Raw genomic sequence first — 15588 nt, forward strand, 5'->3', positions numbered from 1 at the left:
GGTGGTATGTGCGCCTTTGAATCTATACAGTGGCGCCCTCGCAACACACTGCAACGAACGGACAAGGGTAAAGAACATGATCAGGCTGGAACGCAATATTCTGGATCAGGCCAATAACCATATGCGTGAACTGGAAGATCATGTCATGGGCAACAACGACGGTGACCAGGGCAGGGCGCTGGAAACCAGCAGCCAGCTCAAGGCACTGCTGGCACTGGCAGAAATCCGCGACAGCGGCATGTCCGATGAATGCGCCGGCATGCTCGAAGAGATCGAGCGCCGCTCGAAGCTCGTGATTTCAAAGCTCCAGGACAGCCGTCTGAGCATTTAAATGTCTCGCAAGGCCGTAAAAACGGGCGCCCTGATCGCAGGGGGCCCGTTTTTTTATGCAGTGTTATGACTGTATTTTAAAAAGGAAGGGTTGATCGAAACAGACAGGCGTGTCATGACCGGCGTTTGCTCGGTATTAAAGTCTTCAGAGGAGAAAAATGTGGCGATGACCTTCAGGACGTGCGGGCCGGAAGATGTATTGGAAGTGGCGACCATCGGGCGCGAAACTTATCGTCAGACCTTTGAAGGCCACTATGACGCTGATGTCATGGCGAAGTATCTTGATCACGCTTTCCACCCTGACACTGTGGCCAACGAGCTTGGCCATCCACAGTCAGACTTCTGGCTGCTTGAAACAAAGGGGCACGTTGCCGGGTACCTCAAGATGAATCGAGGACTGGCGCAAACCGAGCCGCAGGAAGAGGGGGGTATTGAAATCGAGCGGATCTATCTTCTTCAACAGTTTCAGGGCCAGGGGTTTGGTCGAGCCCTGTTCGATAAGGCAATGGGCTTTGCCAGAGCATCAAACAGCCGATTTGTCTGGCTGGGCGTCTGGGAAAATAATTATAGGGCGCTTGAGTTTTACAGATCCATGGGGTTTGAGATTACAGGTACCCACGACTTCCGGATGGGAGAGGTCGTGGATACCGACTACATCATGCGCCTGACGCTATCATGAGCATTGGGTTTGCGATAACGCATCATATTCAATCGATCCTGATGCGCCCGATCAATGTCTTTTCACTCTGCTCGGACGTATCGGCCAGTACCTCGCGCGCCTCTTCCAGCTTGTCCGGTTCCATGTTGAGCTGTAGCACCCCCTTCACCCGGCCGTCTTTCAGGTAATACACCACGCCCTTTTCCTGCGGAATGGCCCAGTCCTCGACGGTTTCGAGCGAACTATTCAGGGTGCCGACCGCCTTGTAGGCCATGTCAAAGACGTTGGAGTAGAAGTACGGCGTGTGGTCGTAGCGCTCCTGGCTGCCGGCCATGATGTGGCCCACGGTAGTACCGGACTGGTTGGCGTGATCAACGTGCTCGACACGCTGGCGGCCGAGAATTTGATCCGGATAGCGGGCAATGTCGCCGGCCGCGAAGATGTTCTCGTCATTGGTCTGCAGCCGCTCGTTGACGATCACGCCATCGTCGACCTCAAGGCCGGCGCGTTCGGCAATCTCCACATTGGGCGTCACGCCCAGTCCAAATACCACCGCATCGGCCTCCACCGTGGTGCCGTCATCCAGTGCCAGGGTGACCCTGTCACCATGCGTTCGGCCATTATCGACCCTGTGGCCGCCCAGCAGTGTTACGCCCTGATCCAGATAGCGCTGATGAAAGCAGCTGGCCAGCGATTTCGGGAACATTTTGCCGCCCAGCACCTCTTCGGTATGGATCAGCGTGACCTGCGTGTCGTTCTGCACCAGCGCCGCGGCAATCTCGGTGCCGATATAGCTGCCGCCCACGACCACGATATGACGCTGCTGGCCTGAAAGCTCACGCAGGCGGTTATAGTCGCGCACGGTGCGAAAATAGAGCACGCGTTCGCCTTCGGGCAGGTTATCCAGCGTGACGGGCGTGCCACCGGTGGCCAGCAGTAGTTGGCCGTAGCCGTGAATCTCGCCGTCGTCGGTGGTCACGGTCTTCTCGTCGCGATCAATGCTCTGCACGCGCGTATTGGTATATAGGGTGGTGTTGGCGTCCTTTTCAGGTGCCATCCAGATCTGATCAAAGGTGAACTCGGGATCAGTCCAGAGCTTTTTGGAAAGGGCCGGGCGCGTGACTGGGCCGTCGGGCTCGGCGCCCAGAATGGCGATGCTGCCCTGGCCGTCGTGTTCACGAATGCCGTTGACGGCGTTGGCGGCTACCATGCCGCCTCCGATGATCAGATAATCGTGGCGTTGCATATCGACTCCCTGTCGTGAAAGGCGCTGAGTGTTATTCCGGCATCCAGCCGGTTGCTGTGATAGCTCAAGCGTAGTTCAGGGCAGGGGGGCTGTCGGTCATGGAATTAACCTGGATCAGGGGCGGCGGGATGCCGGAATCAGGGTGAACGGGGCGTCAGTCCGGCCATGACGATGGTCTGGAGATTGCTGACGGCGTCCTCGAGAAAGTCCGGATCCTGTAGTGTTTTTCCGGAAATGGCATCGATCTGGACGGCAAAGTCGGCGTAGTGCTGGGTGGTCGCCCATAGCAGATAAAACAGGTGCCAGGCATCGGTCGGGGCGATGTCGCCGCGCGCGATCCAGTGCTTGATGACGCCTGCCTTCTCGTCGACCAGCGTACGCAGGCTGCCTTCCAGCAGGGCGCCCAGCAGCGGCGCACCCTGCACCATCTCCAGACAGAAAAGGCGTGAGGCCTCGGCGTGATCGCGGGAAAGCTCCAGCTTGAGCCGAATGTAGTGACGAATGGCGGCCAGGGCATCGGCATCAGGCTGCAGGGCCTGAAAGGGTGCGATCCAGATGTCGAGCATCTCGCGCAGTACCGCGGTATACAGTGCTTCCTTGGTTGGGTAGTGATAGATCAGGTTGGTCTTTGACACGCCGGCACGCTCGGCCACCTGGTCCAGGCTGGTGCCGTGCAGACCAAAGCGCGAGAAAAAGTGCAGTGCGGCCTGGCGCATGCCGGCGCGACGTTTCTCGATCGTACTGCGGCGCTTGCCGGCCGCCGGTGGAGCATCCGGGTCTGGCAGATCATCGATCATGGGGACGTCATTCATCCTCGCCTGTAGTGGTCCTACGATATCAGACGCTGTTGTAAAGGCCCCTGGGTCGATTGTCACATTTGTGTGTCCCGCTTTTTATACCGTTAAGTAATGATATGGCAGGGGGCGTGAAGCAGGCGCTTCGCCGTAATGCACTGCACCAGGCGGCGGTCATCAGACTGACAGAGCCGGCGTTTGATATTCAGAAAATCCTTCAGCGTTTTGCCGGGTCTTCGATGACAAAAGAGCATCAAGACGCCCGGGGCGATAGAATGCGCGCCATATCGCATTTGATGACAAGGCTGGAGTAGACAAGAGATGGCACAATCCTGGTTTCCACGCTGGCAGCGGGCCGACGGCAGCAAGGGCGGGCTGGTGGCGCCCGATGAGCGCCTGAGCGCCGGCCAGACGGTGGTCATGGGTATTCAGCATGCAGTGGCCATGTTCGGCTCCACCGTGCTGGCACCGCTTTTGATGGGATTTGATCCCAATCTGGCCATTTTGATGTCCGGCATCGGCACGCTGCTGTTTTTTCTGATCGTGGGCGGACGTGTACCGAGCTATCTGGGCTCGAGCTTTGCCTTTATCGGGGTAGTGATTGCCGCGACCGGCTATGCCGGCAGCGGCGGCAATCCCAATATTGGTCTGGCACTGGGCGGTATTATCGTCTGTGGCGCCATCTACGCGCTGGTCGGGCTGGTGGTGATGGGGCTGGGCACACAGTGGATCGAGGTCCTGCTGCCCCCGGTGGTGACCGGGGCGATCGTCATGACGATCGGGCTCAATCTGGCGCCGGTGGCGGTCTCGAGTGTGGCCGATTCCAGCTTTGACAGCATTATGGCGCTGGTCACGATCCTCTGCGTGGGGCTGGCGGCCGTGTTTACCCGCGGCATGCTGCAGCGGCTGTTGATCCTGGTCGGGCTGGTGGCGGCCTATATCATCTATGCCGTGGTCACCAACGGGCTGGGCTGGGGCACACCGATCGACTTCTCGGTGATTTCTCAGGCGGCATGGTTCGGTCTGCCCACCTTTTCAACGCCCGAGTTCAGTACTCATGCGATTGTACTGATTGCGCCGGTCGCGGTGATTCTGGTCGCCGAGAACCTGGGCCACGTCAAGGCGGTCGGGGCGATGACCCAGCGCAATCTGGACCCCTACATCGGCCGCGCCTTTCTGGGCGATGGTCTGGCCACCATGGTTTCCGGCTCGGCCGGCGGCACGGGCGTGACGACCTATGCCGAAAATATCGGCGTGATGGCGGTGACCCGGGTCTACTCGACGCTGATTTTTGTCGCGGCCGCCGGCTTTGCGATTCTGCTGGGCTTCTCACCGCGTTTCGGGGCGGTCATCCACACCATTCCGGGGCCGGTGCTGGCCGGTACCTCGATCGTGGTCTTTGGTCTGATTGCCGTGGCCGGTGCGCGCATCTGGATTGAAAACAACGTGAATCTTGGCGATAACGCCAACCTGATCGTGGTGGCGGTCACGCTGGTGCTGGGCGCCGGTAACTTTTCGCTGAATCTCGGACAGTTCACGCTGGATGGCATCGGTACCGCCACCTTTGGCGCAGTGATTCTGCACGCCATTCTGCGTCGCGGCACGTCGCGCAGGACGCTGGAAGGCGATCACTGAGCCGGGTCTGATACCCGACACCCCGGGGCCTGTCATACCGCCGGCATGGACAGACCCGGGGCGCTGTCATGACATGTGCTTTCGTTTTCAGGGCCCGGTCGCGTTAGGCTTGTGAGACGACTGTCACAAGCGAGAGTGCTCGATGAACGAACAGCCTGACGATGAAAGACCGCTGGCCATGACACGCGAAGTACTCGAGGCCGACCGCCTGCGCGCCCACTACGAGAAGCATCACCCGCAGGAGCCGCTGGTCTCCAACGACAGCTTTCGCAATTCAATCAATGACATGCTTTCTCACCGTCCATCCGGCAGCGAACAGATCGATGGCGTCTACCTGTTCGCCTATGGCTCGCTGGTGTGGAATCCGTGTATCGAGATCGAGGAGCGCCGTCGCGTGCGCCTTGAGGGCTATCATCGTGACTTCTGCCTGAACCTTGAGCACGGTCGCGGCACGCCCGAATGCCCGGGGCTGATGCTGGCGCTGGTGCCCGATGGCGACAGCGAAGGCATGGCGCTGCGGGTCAGCGAGCAACGTCTGGAGCATGAGCTGCTGCTGGTCTGGCGCCGCGAGATGATCACCGGTGCCTACATGCCGCGCTGGGTGACGCTGGCCACCGAGGAGGGCGAGCTGCCGGGCATTGCCTTTATCGCCAACCCCGAACACCCGCGCTACCTGCCCGGACTGTCGGACGCCGACATCGTGGGCCGACTGGCCACGGCCCACGGCGTGCTGGGCAGCTGTCTTGAATATCTGGACAACACGGTCGGCGGGTTGCGCGACCTGGGCATCGAGGATGCCTATCTGGGTCGCATTCAACGCGCCGTGCATGCCTACAATCGCACGAGCCGTTCTCGTTAGGGTTCACGCATATTTATCGCATGGCGATCGATTTCCTGCTGTACTTCAGGAACATGGCCAATCAAGGCCCGATGCCCGGGAGCATGAATGAAAACGCCGCAGACACTTTATTTTCGCGATGATGGCAACATTCCCAACAGCGGCTATCCCACGCTGCTCTATCGCGGCATGACCGCAGAAAACGGGCAATCGCTGGTGGAGACCCTTGAGGCCCTGTTCGAGCAAAACGACTGGCCCGCCCAGTGGCGCGGTGGCGTATTTGATTATCATCATTTTCACAGCACGGCCCATGAGGTGCTGGGCGTGTATGACGGTGCCGCTACGCTAAGGCTGGGCGGTGAGCAGGGTGAGAACATCGAGGTCAGCGCCGGCGATGTCATCGTGCTGCCGGCCGGGACCGGCCACTGTCGCATCAGCGCCAGCAACGACTTTGCCCTGACGGCAGGGTATCCGCGCGGAGAAGGAGACTGGGACATCTGCCGCAGCGGCGACAACACGCCTGCCGTGCGACAGCGCATCGCGTCGGTGTCACGACCTTCGCTTGATCCGGTAGCGGGAGAGGCCGGCGGTGTGGCCAGCGACTGGAGCTGAGCCATGTCGATGGCGTCATGACAATAGCGCGCTGCCTGCCCGGGGAGCGTTTGTTCACTTCAAGAGGATACGCCGTTGACGAATGACCATCGCCAACGCGCCAGCGCGGAAGATCGTGATACCCACGACAGCAGTGCCATCGTGTTTGAAGGGGTCACCAAACGCTATGGCGATGGCACGGTGGCCGTCGACAAGCTGGACCTGACCCTGCCGGCGGGCGAGCTGACCGTGCTGGTCGGCCCCTCGGGCTGTGGCAAGACCACCACGCTTCGCATGATCAATCGACTGGAGACGCTAAGCGAAGGCCAGCTCCTGATCGGTGATCGCGATGTGATGTCGGTGGATGCCACCCGGCTGCGCCGCCAGATCGGCTATGTCATGCAGCACTCGGGACTTTTTCCCCACAAGACAATTGCCGACAACATCGCCGTGGTACCGCGCCTGCTGGGCTGGGGCAAAAAGCGCATTCGCGAGCGGGTCGCAGAGCTGGTCGAGCTGGTGGGCCTTGATGAAGCGCTCGCTGAGCGCTATCCGCATCAGCTCTCCGGCGGGCAGCAGCAGCGCGTGGGGCTGGCCCGGGCGCTGGCCGCCGACCCGCCGATTCTTTTGATGGATGAGCCCTTTGCCGCGGTCGACCCCATCGTACGTACGCACCTGCAGGAGGAGTTTTTAAGCCTGCAGCGTCGGGTGCAAAAGACCATCGTGATGGTGACGCATGACATCGACGAGGCGATGAAGCTGGGCGATCGGGTGGCCATTTTTGCCCAGGGCGGCAGGCTTGCCCAGTTTGATACTCCGGCGCAGCTGCTGTCGGCACCGGCCAGCGACTTCGTGGTCGATTTCATCGGTGCCGATCGTGAGCTGCGGCGGCTGGCGCTGGAGCGTCTGGACAGTCTGGAACTGGATGCCGGGCTTACGGCACCCAGAGACGAGATCGTGGCGCGGGCACGCAGCTATCTGCAGCAGGCCGGCAGTGGGGGCATTGTGGTGCTCGATGAGCAGCGCGCGCCGCTTGGGTGGCTGGACTGGGACACGCTCAAGCAGGCCGATGACCGGGCGCGCATTGACTCGCTTTCCCTGAAGCCCTGGCGTCATCGTCTGTATCTGCATGACAACCTGCGCAGCGCGCTCAATGCCCTGATCAGCTCCCCGGGCGAGGTCATGCCGGTACTCAACGCCCAGGGGCGCTACATGGGCGTGATTGATCAGCTACAGCTGACAAGGCGGCTGTCATGAACTGGGGCTGGGTGGCATCCAACACGCACCAGATCACGGCGGCGTTGTTGCAGCATGTGCAGCTGGTGGGGCTCGCGCTGCTGTTCGGTTTTCTGATTGCCTTTCCGCTGGCACTGCTGGCGGTGCGCTGGCCAAGACTTTACGGCCCGTCGCTGGCCGTGACGGGGGTGATGTTCACCATTCCCTCTCTGGCGCTGTTCATTCTGCTGATGCCCTTTACCGGGCTTTCGATGGCCACCTCGCTGATCGGATTGACGATCTATACGCTGTTGATCCTCTTTCGCAATATTGTCCAGGGGCTGCGTGGCGTCTCGCCCAGCGTGCGCGAGGCGGCCAGGGCGCTGGGCTATACGCCGGCCCGGCGGCTCTTTACCGTGGAACTGCCGATTGCGCTGCCGGTGATCGTGGCCGGCATTCGCATTGCAGCGGTGACCATTATCGGCATGGTGACAGTGACCGCGCTGATCGGGCAGGGCGGGCTGGGGCAGCTCTTCATTACCGGCTTTACCCTGAGCTTTGCCACGCCCCTGGTCATCGGCTTTGTACTGTCGGTGATGCTGGCGGTCGCGGTGGATCTGGCGCTGGTGGGCATACAGTACTGGCTGACCCCATGGCAGCGGGGAGTGCGCTGATGAATAACGATGTCATGAGCCTGCTGGCGGGGGTGATCGACTTTTTTTCCCAGCCGATGAACTGGCAGGGCCCGGGCAGCATCCTGGCGCACATTACCGAGCACATCACCTATGTAGTGATCGCGACGCTGATCGGGGCGGCCATCGCGCTGCCTGTCGGGATCGGACTGGGACACAGTGGACGCGGCGGCCTGCTGGCGATCAATATTTCCAACATCGGCCGCGCCATCCCTTCCTTCGGGGTCATCATTCTGGTCTTTCTGCTGGCCGGTTTTGGGGTGATGCCGGTGATCGTGGCGCTGGTCGCGCTGGCGATCCCCCCGATGGTGACCAACAGCTTCGTGGGCATGCGCGAGGTGGACCCGGCCGTGCGTCAGGCGGCCGTGGCGCTCGGGATGACCGGCTGGCAACGGCTGTGGCAGGTGGAGCTGCCGATCGCCATGCCGCTGATCATGGCCGGGGTGCGAACATCTGCCGTGCAGGTCATGTCGACGGCCACGCTTGCCGCCTATGTAGGGCTCGGCGGGCTCGGGCGCTATCTGATCGATGGCCTGGCCGTGCGCGATCTCGCCCAGGTACTGGTTGGCGCGATTCTGGTCGCCGTGCTGGCCATGGCCACCGAACTTTTGTTTGCAGGCCTTCAGAAGCTGATCACGGCCAAAGGACTGCAATAACGCCATGAGGGCAATGGCAGGATGCATGAGGCGCCGGTCTGGGCCAGAATCGAGAGACCCACGACGACCAACAAGGGAATGAGTGTCATGACAAAAGGGATCGGGATGATGAAGATGGGCAGCAGCTGGAAGCTGGGACTGGGCGCGCTGGCGCTGGTCGGGCTGGCGGGTTGCTCCGGCGGCGATGATGACACTGCCGGCAATGACACCACCCAGACCGGTGGCAATGATCAGGCAAGCCTGACCATTGGCTCGACCAACTTCCCCGAGCAGCTGATTCTGGCCAACATCTACGCGGATGTGCTTGAAGGGGATGGGGTCAATGTGAGTACGCGCCTCAATCTGGGCTCGCGCGAGGTGGTCTTCCCGGCGCTGACCAATGGCGAAATCGATCTGCTGCCGGACTATACCGGCGCGCTGATGACCTATCTCGATCAGGATGAGGCGCATGCCGACGCCCGCAACGAGGAAGATGTCATGGCGGCCCTGCGTGACGTCCTGCCTGACGGGCTCGAGGCGCTGGACGCCTCGCCGGCAGAAGATCGCGACGCGCTCGTGGTCACGCGTGAGACGGCCGAGAAATACAACCTTGAAACCTTTTCCGATCTGGCGCCGGTCTCCGGTGAGCTGACCATCGGCGCGCCACCGGAAACGCGCACCCGTGATGTGGGTCTCCCCGGGCTCAAGCGGGTCTATGGCATCGAGTTTGCCAATTTCCGCTCCCTCGATGCCGGCGGGCCGCTGACCCGTGGCGCGCTGGCCAATGGCGATATCGACGTGGCGCGCATGTTCTCCTCCCAGGGAGCGATCGCTGAAAACAACTGGGTCGCACTACGTGATGACAAGAATCTGGAGCCGGCTCAGAACATCGTGCCGATCGCCCGCAGTGAGGCGCTGACCGATGAGATGCGTGACAGCCTCAATCGCGTATCAGCCGCGCTGACCACGGAAGATCTACAGGCCATGAACCACCGCGTCGAGATCGACAAGGAAGACCCGGCGCAGGTCGCCAGTGAGTGGGTGGATGAACACATGCAGGAAATCCAGCAGGGCGTAGACGCGCACTAGGATATCTCCAGCCTGATGTCTGCCAGCGCCGCCTTCGGGGCGGCGTTTTTGTGTCCGCCGGCCGCAGTTTTATCAGAGTCTGCACCGTCATCGCCCGAAAAAACGCCAGGTTGCACCACTCATAAGGAAAAAAATCCCCGGTGGGGAGGCGCGGGACAGAAAAAACCTGATCGCAGGGTCTGTCACTCTGAAAGTCGCGTGACGGAGTGCGGCTGCACTGTTGTCACGGTTCTTTTCATGACGTGCCTTTCCATGACGGGCATCCACGACGCTCAGGCGTTCAGGAGGTGACATGCAGCTCAACGACCCGCGCCTTTTCCGTCAACTGGCCTATATCGACGGACAATGGACGGCCGGCGCCAGAAACCATGATGAAACCGTACTGGACCCGGCCAACGGTGAAACCCTGGGCTTTTGTGCGCTGCTGGACGCCGAGCAGATCACCGGTGCCGTGACCGCGGCCGAAGGCGCCTTTGCCGGCTGGCGAGCGCTGTCGGTGGATGAGCGTGGTCGCCATCTGCACCGCTGGCATCAGCTTCTGCTCGAGCATCGCGAGGATCTGGCCCATCTCATGACGCTGGAACAGGGCAAGCCGCTGAACGACGCCCGCGGCGAGGTGGATTACGGGGCCAGCTTTATTCAGTGGTTTGCCGAAGAGGCACGTCGCGCCTATGGCATGACGATCCCGAGCCATATTCCCGATGCCATGCTGGGCACGCTCAAGGAGCCGGTGGGCGTGTCGGCGATGTTCACGCCCTGGAACTTTCCGCTGGCGATGATCACCCGCAAGGCGGCCGCGGCGCTGGCGGCCGGCTGTCCTGTCATCGTCAAGCCGGCCAACGAGACGCCGTTCACGGCGCTGGCCCTGGCCGAGCTTGCCGAGCGCGCCGGCATCCCGCCGGGCGTGTTCAACGTGGTGACCGGCGAGCCGGCGACGGTTTCCGAGGTGCTGTGTAGCGATGATCGGGTGCGCTCGGTCTCCTTTACCGGCTCCACTCGGGTGGGCAGGCTGCTGATGCGCCAGAGTGCCGGTAGCGTCAAACGCATGTCGCTGGAGCTGGGCGGCAATGCGCCCTTTATCGTCTGTGAGGATGTGGGTGTCGAGGATGCCGCCCGCGATGCGGTGGCGGCGAAGTTTCAGACCGCCGGGCAGGACTGCCTGGCCGCCAATCGCATCTTCGTGCATCGGCGCATTTACGATCGCTTTCTGGAACGCTTTGCCGCGCACATGAAGGCACTCCGGGTTGGCAGCGGCATGATGGAGGTCGATATCGGCCCGCTGATCCACCGTCGCGCTGTCGAGACGGCGCAGGCCATCGTCGATGATGCCCTCGACAAGGGCGCACGGCTGGTGGCCGGCAATCAGTCGATGGCACCGGGCGCCAACTTCTTTGTGCCCACGCTTCTGGCCGACATCACCCCGCAGATGCGCGTCTTTCGCGAGGAGACCTTCTCGCCGGTGGCGGGCGTATGCGCCTTTGATGACGACGAGGCGGTCGTGGCGGCGGCCAATGACACCGAGTACGGGCTGGCGGCCTATATCTACAGCAACGACGTCAAGCGCCTCTGGAAAATGATGCGCGGGCTCGAATACGGCATGGTCAGCATCAATACGCTGAAGATGACCGGCGCACCGATTCCCTTTGGCGGGGTCAAGCAGTCGGGGCTCGGTCGCGAGGGCGGCGCCCAGGGGCTGGAGGAGTATCTGGATACCAAGTACTTCTGTCTGGGCAACATGCCGGGCCCGTCAGGGAGCTGAGGCCGCCTCCATGGCGATCAGCCGAAACGATGTCGCAGCGCTTACAGGCGCGCCTTGAAGCGCGTCATGCCATGCGCCAGGGTGAACGTTTCCAGAGTGAGACACCGCCGTGGCGCATTCGCCTTCTACCGACCGAGAGCCTCATGATCTGCGACCCTGTCACCCTGCACGACATCTATCTCGCCCGCGCCCGGATTGCGGGACAGGCGGCGCGAACGCCGCTGATCCAGTCCGTGGCGCTCTCACGCCGCTTTGATGCCGAGGTCCATCTCAAGCTCGAAACCCTGCAGCCCAGCGGCGCCTTCAAGCTGCGAGGCGCGCTCAACGCCATTGCCGCGCTGGATGAGGCGACGCTTGAACGCGGCGTGACCACGGCCTCGACCGGCAACCACGGCCGGGCGGTCGCCTGGGCGGCGTCCCGGCTGGGGGCGCGGGCGATCATCTGCGTATCGAAGCTGGTGCCGCCCAACAAGGTCGCTGCCATCAAGGCGCTGGGCGCCGAGGTGCGAACAGTCGGGCGCAGCCAGGATGATGCCTTCGTGGAAGCGCATCGGCTGGTTAGTGAGGAGGGTATGACGCTGATCGAACCCTTCGATGATCCGTTGATCGTGGCCGGGCAGGGCACCATAGGCCTTGAGCTGATGGAAGACGTCCCCGAGCTGGATCGAGTCCTGATCGGCCTGTCCGGTGGCGGACTGCTGGGCGGCATCGGCCGCGCCGTACGCTCGATCAACCCGCGGGTGCATATCACCGGCGTGAGCATGATGAAAGGCGCGGCAATGATCGAGAGCCTGGCCGCCGGCCACCCGGTCGCCGTCGAGGAGGTCGAAACGCTGGCGGACTCGCTCGGCGGCGGCATCGGCCTTGAAAACCGCTGCACCTTGGCACTGGTGCGCGAGGTGATGACCGATCATTGCCAGGTCAGCGAGCGCGCCATCGCCTCCGCCATGGTGCACTTTCTGGAAGTCGAAAAGATGCTGGTGGAAGGGGCGGCGGTCGTTGGCCTTGCCGCCCTCGAGGAGCACGCCATCGACATTCGCGGTGAGCGCGTGGCGCTCATTGTCTCGGGCAACGGTGTGGACATGGCCACCTGGCAGCGGGCCAAAAACATGGCTGATGCTTGAACCACCATTTGAGGACACGGAGAGCGGGCATGGAGCTTTACAACCGCACGCAGATTCAGAACGTCGTCACGCTGGACCAGGCAGCGCTTGAAGCCGTGGAAGCCGGCTTTCGCGCGCTCGGCCAGGGGCAGGTAGTGCAGCCGCCGATTCTTTCCATGGCGATCGAGGAGTCCAACGGCGAGGTCGACGTCAAGACGGCTCACATTCGCGGCAATGATCGCTTCGCCATCAAGGTCAGCCCCGGCTTTTTTGATAATCCCTCCATCGGCCTGCCCAGTCTCAACGGGTTGATGATTGTCTTCTCGGCGAAAACCGGACTGGTCGAGGCGGTGCTTTTTGACGAGGGCTATCTCACTGATATTCGCACCGCGCTGGCGGGCGCCATCGCGGCGAAGCATCTGTCACGAGAGGAGAGCCGTCGCGCGGCCGTGATCGGTGCCGGCGTGCAGGCCGAACTGCAGATTGCCGCCCTGAAACTGGTACGCGACATCGACACCGTTGATGTGTGGGCGCGCGATACCGACCGCGCCAGCGCGTATGCCGAGCGCATGCGAGCGAGATTTCCTGACCTCACCGTCAACGTGCAGAGCGATATCAAAAGTGCCTGTCGCCAGGCGGATGTGATTGTCACCACCACCCCGTCGAAATCGCCGCTGCTTGATGACTCACATCTGCCCATGGGCGTGCATGTCACCGCGATGGGCTCGGACAGTCCGGAAAAGCGCGAGCTGGAGGCGTCGGTCATGACGCGTGCCGACGTATTCGTGGCCGATACCCGCGCCCAGAGCGAGACCAACGGCGAGCTCAAGGCCTGGGCCGGCAGCACGCCACCCTTTGAGGTGCGGGAGCTGGGGCAGGTGATTGCCTCTAGTCAGTCGCCACGCAACAGAGCCGATCAGATCACGGTGTGCGATCTGACCGGTACAGGCGTGCAGGATACGGCGATTGCCGGGTTTGCGCTGTCGCATCTGACCCCGGCGCCTTGAGCCCAAAAGCCGCCCCGTGCCGGCCGGATGTGGCGACAGGGCGGATGACCGACCGGATCAGCCAGTGATGCGCGGCTCACCGGGTTGATAGCGTGGCATCGGCAGGGCTGCGCGCATGTCCGCGGGCGTTTCAAAATCGTTGGCAATGCCGCGCATCTGCGCGATCGGTTTTGGAAAGCCCGAGCGGTCGCTGTAGTCAGGCGTGACGCCGCCCATGTAGTCATGGCGGCGATGCAGCTTGCCGGCGCACCAGCCTTCCAGTGCCGTGCACGCCCCCACGGCCAGCATGGCGCGATCAATGTTGCCGTGATGCGCGTGCGGCTCGCGACGCACCCAGGCCAGCGCCGCCAGATCCAGCGCGTCGCCGGCCACTCGGAGCTTGAGGGCCGGCGCCGGGTTGTCGCTCAGGGCACCCAGCCCGGTCACGATCTGGCGCACGCCACAGGCGCGCACCCAGTTTTCATGACCTTCGATGCCCAGCGAGCGCGTAATACGTCCCGGCATGAAAAGCTCCGCCAGCCCCAGACCCACGCCGGCCCAGCCGATAACGCGGGCCAGGCGATCATTGGCATCCATCGAGCGCGGGCCGCCATGGTTGCCCGGATTGGCGGACAGATGATGCGATGTCGTCATGCAAGCGTCTCCTCTGTCTTTTGACAGGTATGCCTTTTAAAAGGGGCCTTTTGAAGGAGAACCAGGGATTAGGGCTTGAGCACCACCTTGATGCAGCCGTCCTGTTTTTCCCGGAAGGTTTTATACATGTCCGGCCCCTGGTCGAGTCCCATCGAGTGGGTAATGACAAACGACGGATCGATCTGGCCATCATCGATACGCGCCAGCAGGTCATCGGCCCAGCGCTTGACGTGGGTCTGACCGGTGCGCACCGTCAGGCCCTTGTTCATCAGCGCCCCCACTGGAATCTTGTCGACCAGCCCGCCGTAGACGCCCGGAATCGAGATCACGCCGGCCGGACGGCAGACATAGATCATCTCGCGCAGTACATGGGCGCGATCACTTTCCAGCATCACGGCCTGCTTGACCCGGTCATAGACGCTGTCCAGCGAGCGGGTGGCATGGGCTTCAAGGCCTACCGCATCGATGCACTTCTCGGGGCCCTTGCCGCGGGTCAGCTCATTGAGCCGCTCCAGCACGCTTTCATCATCAAAGTTGATCGTGGTGGCACCGCCGGCGCGGGCCATGGCCAGCCGCTCGGGGACGTTGTCGATCATGATGATCTGCTCGGCGCCCAGCATGATGGCGCTGCGCACGCAGAACTGACCCACCGGGCCGGCACCCCAGATGGCCACGGTATCGGTGGGCTGGATGTCGCACTGCACCACGGCCTGCCAGCCGGTGGGGAAGATGTCTCCGAGAAACAGTACCTGCTCATCGGTGAGCGTATCCGGCACCTTGATATGGGTGTGATCGGCAAAGGGCACACGCACGTATTCGGCCTGGCCGCCGGCGTAGCCGCCGGTAAGGTGTGAGTACCCAAACAGCCCGGAACCGGCGTGACCGAAGGCCGTGTCCGCGAGTGCGCGGTTGCGGTTGGAGCGTTCGCAGACCGAGAAGTTGCCGCGACGACACTGCTCGCATTCCCCGCAGGTGATGGTAAAGGGCACCACGATCCGGTCGCCGACCTTGAGATTGCGCGTCTCGCTGCCGACTTCCATCACCTCGCCCATGAACTCGTGACCCAGCACGTCGCCGGATTCCATGGCCGGAATGAAGTGATCATACAGGTGCATGTCGGAGCCGCAGATGGCGCAGCTGCTGACATTGACGATGGCGTCGCGTGCATCCTCGATGGTGGGGTCGGGTACCGTGTCGTAACGAACATCATTCTTGCCGTGCCAGCAGAGTGCTTTCATGTCGTGACCTCCGGGTCAGGACGGATGCTGAGGGACAGACACTGCATCGTGCAGTGCCCAGGAAAAGAGGCGTCCCTTTAACCTGGTTCAGCGAGAGGTGTTTCGACAAGGTGGGCAGGCAGCAG

The 15588-nt window shown here is 62.2% G+C and carries 16 protein-coding genes; 12 read left to right on the forward strand and 4 right to left on the reverse strand.

Features of this window, described 5'->3' with window-relative positions; translation table 11 throughout:
* The first annotated feature begins 76 nt into the window (after positions 1-76).
* Complete coding sequence (locus IE123_RS11665) at positions 77-331, forward strand: hypothetical protein (protein ID WP_189518391.1); 255 nt, start codon at positions 77-79, stop codon at positions 329-331.
* A 165-nt stretch (positions 332-496) separates the two neighbouring features.
* Entirely contained in the window at positions 497-1009 is a 513-nt protein-coding gene (locus tag IE123_RS11670) for a GNAT family N-acetyltransferase (RefSeq protein ID WP_189518392.1), read from the forward strand.
* A gap of 28 nt (positions 1010-1037) precedes the next feature.
* Here the strand turns inward: IE123_RS11670 and IE123_RS11675 are convergent, their stop codons facing one another.
* Entirely contained in the window at positions 1038-2234 is a 1197-nt protein-coding gene (locus tag IE123_RS11675; RefSeq protein WP_189518394.1) for an NAD(P)/FAD-dependent oxidoreductase, read from the reverse strand.
* Between the two features lie 137 nt (positions 2235-2371).
* Positions 2372-3031, reverse strand: coding sequence for an HTH-type transcriptional regulator RutR (gene rutR, locus IE123_RS11680; protein ID WP_189518397.1), 660 nt, complete (start codon positions 3029-3031; stop codon positions 2372-2374).
* A gap of 318 nt (positions 3032-3349) precedes the next feature.
* Here rutR and IE123_RS11685 point away from each other — a divergent pair, with 318 nt between their 5' ends.
* The 10 genes from IE123_RS11685 to IE123_RS11730 all read left to right on the forward strand — a co-directional run bounded on the left by IE123_RS11685 (position 3350) and on the right by IE123_RS11730 (position 13592).
* Positions 3350-4663 (forward strand): solute carrier family 23 protein, encoded by a 1314-nt coding sequence (locus IE123_RS11685; protein WP_189518398.1) that lies wholly within the window; start codon positions 3350-3352, stop codon positions 4661-4663.
* A gap of 142 nt (positions 4664-4805) precedes the next feature.
* Positions 4806-5522, forward strand: a complete 717-nt coding sequence (locus IE123_RS11690; RefSeq protein WP_189518400.1) for a gamma-glutamylcyclotransferase — start codon at positions 4806-4808, stop codon at positions 5520-5522.
* Between the two features lie 87 nt (positions 5523-5609).
* A complete protein-coding gene (locus IE123_RS11695) occupies positions 5610-6113 on the forward strand; it encodes a cupin domain-containing protein (protein WP_189518402.1) in 504 nt (167 codons plus the stop codon).
* A 75-nt stretch (positions 6114-6188) separates the two neighbouring features.
* Positions 6189-7349, forward strand: a complete 1161-nt coding sequence (locus IE123_RS11700; protein ID WP_189518404.1) for an ATP-binding cassette domain-containing protein — start codon at positions 6189-6191, stop codon at positions 7347-7349.
* A complete protein-coding gene (locus tag IE123_RS11705; protein ID WP_189518406.1) occupies positions 7346-7981 on the forward strand; it encodes an ABC transporter permease in 636 nt (211 codons plus the stop codon). The genes IE123_RS11700 and IE123_RS11705 overlap by 4 nt, the downstream gene beginning before the upstream one ends.
* Entirely contained in the window at positions 7981-8655 is a 675-nt protein-coding gene (locus IE123_RS11710; RefSeq protein WP_189518408.1) for an ABC transporter permease, read from the forward strand. The genes IE123_RS11705 and IE123_RS11710 overlap by 1 nt, the downstream gene beginning before the upstream one ends.
* An 87-nt stretch (positions 8656-8742) precedes the next feature.
* Positions 8743-9723 (forward strand): ABC transporter substrate-binding protein, encoded by a 981-nt coding sequence (locus IE123_RS11715; protein WP_229819726.1) that lies wholly within the window; start codon positions 8743-8745, stop codon positions 9721-9723.
* A 292-nt stretch (positions 9724-10015) separates the two neighbouring features.
* Entirely contained in the window at positions 10016-11482 is a 1467-nt protein-coding gene (locus IE123_RS11720; protein WP_189518409.1) for an NAD-dependent succinate-semialdehyde dehydrogenase, read from the forward strand.
* 29 nt (positions 11483-11511) lie between these two features.
* The gene (gene eutB / locus IE123_RS11725) at positions 11512-12606 is read left to right on the forward strand and encodes a hydroxyectoine utilization dehydratase EutB (RefSeq protein ID WP_229819727.1); all 1095 of its coding nucleotides are present in this window, start codon (positions 11512-11514) and stop codon (positions 12604-12606) included.
* Between the two features lie 29 nt (positions 12607-12635).
* Positions 12636-13592, forward strand: coding sequence for a cyclodeaminase (locus tag IE123_RS11730; RefSeq protein WP_189518410.1), 957 nt, complete (start codon positions 12636-12638; stop codon positions 13590-13592).
* Between the two features lie 57 nt (positions 13593-13649).
* Here IE123_RS11730 and IE123_RS11735 read toward each other — a convergent pair whose 3' ends face one another.
* Together IE123_RS11735 and IE123_RS11740 are read right to left on the reverse strand one after the other, a co-directional pair.
* Positions 13650-14225, reverse strand: coding sequence for a hypothetical protein (locus IE123_RS11735; RefSeq protein ID WP_189518411.1), 576 nt, complete (start codon positions 14223-14225; stop codon positions 13650-13652).
* Positions 14226-14293: 68 nt separating this feature from the next.
* Positions 14294-15463, reverse strand: a complete 1170-nt coding sequence (locus tag IE123_RS11740; RefSeq protein ID WP_189518412.1) for a zinc-dependent alcohol dehydrogenase — start codon at positions 15461-15463, stop codon at positions 14294-14296.
* Between the last annotated feature and the right edge of the window lie 125 nt (positions 15464-15588).

It is taken from the genome of Kushneria pakistanensis (assembly GCF_014652795.1).
Classification (GTDB): Bacteria; Pseudomonadota; Gammaproteobacteria; order Pseudomonadales; family Halomonadaceae; genus Kushneria; species Kushneria pakistanensis.

Bases quoted from the DNA above. Each gene is read 5' to 3' on its own strand.
- IE123_RS11705 (WP_189518406.1), top strand. From the start codon at position 7,346: ATGAACTGGGGCTGGGTGGCATCCAACACGCACCAGATCACGGCGGCG.
- IE123_RS11690 (WP_189518400.1), top strand. From the start codon at position 4,806: ATGAACGAACAGCCTGACGATGAAAGACCGCTGGCCATGACACGCGAA.
- IE123_RS11670 (WP_189518392.1), top strand. From the start codon at position 497: ATGACCTTCAGGACGTGCGGGCCGGAAGATGTATTGGAAGTGGCGACC.
- IE123_RS11695 (WP_189518402.1), top strand. From the start codon at position 5,610: ATGAAAACGCCGCAGACACTTTATTTTCGCGATGATGGCAACATTCCC.
- rutR (WP_189518397.1), bottom strand. From the start codon at position 3,031: ATGATCGATGATCTGCCAGACCCGGATGCTCCACCGGCGGCCGGCAAG.
- IE123_RS11735 (WP_189518411.1), bottom strand. From the start codon at position 14,225: ATGACGACATCGCATCATCTGTCCGCCAATCCGGGCAACCATGGCGGC.
- IE123_RS11730 (WP_189518410.1), top strand. From the start codon at position 12,636: ATGGAGCTTTACAACCGCACGCAGATTCAGAACGTCGTCACGCTGGAC.
- IE123_RS11715 (WP_229819726.1), top strand. From the start codon at position 8,743: ATGACAAAAGGGATCGGGATGATGAAGATGGGCAGCAGCTGGAAGCTG.
- eutB (WP_229819727.1), top strand. From the start codon at position 11,512: ATGTCGCAGCGCTTACAGGCGCGCCTTGAAGCGCGTCATGCCATGCGC.
- IE123_RS11685 (WP_189518398.1), top strand. From the start codon at position 3,350: ATGGCACAATCCTGGTTTCCACGCTGGCAGCGGGCCGACGGCAGCAAG.
- IE123_RS11665 (WP_189518391.1), top strand. From the start codon at position 77: ATGATCAGGCTGGAACGCAATATTCTGGATCAGGCCAATAACCATATG.
- IE123_RS11740 (WP_189518412.1), bottom strand. From the start codon at position 15,463: ATGAAAGCACTCTGCTGGCACGGCAAGAATGATGTTCGTTACGACACG.
- IE123_RS11710 (WP_189518408.1), top strand. From the start codon at position 7,981: ATGAATAACGATGTCATGAGCCTGCTGGCGGGGGTGATCGACTTTTTT.
- IE123_RS11720 (WP_189518409.1), top strand. From the start codon at position 10,016: ATGCAGCTCAACGACCCGCGCCTTTTCCGTCAACTGGCCTATATCGAC.
- IE123_RS11675 (WP_189518394.1), bottom strand. From the start codon at position 2,234: ATGCAACGCCACGATTATCTGATCATCGGAGGCGGCATGGTAGCCGCC.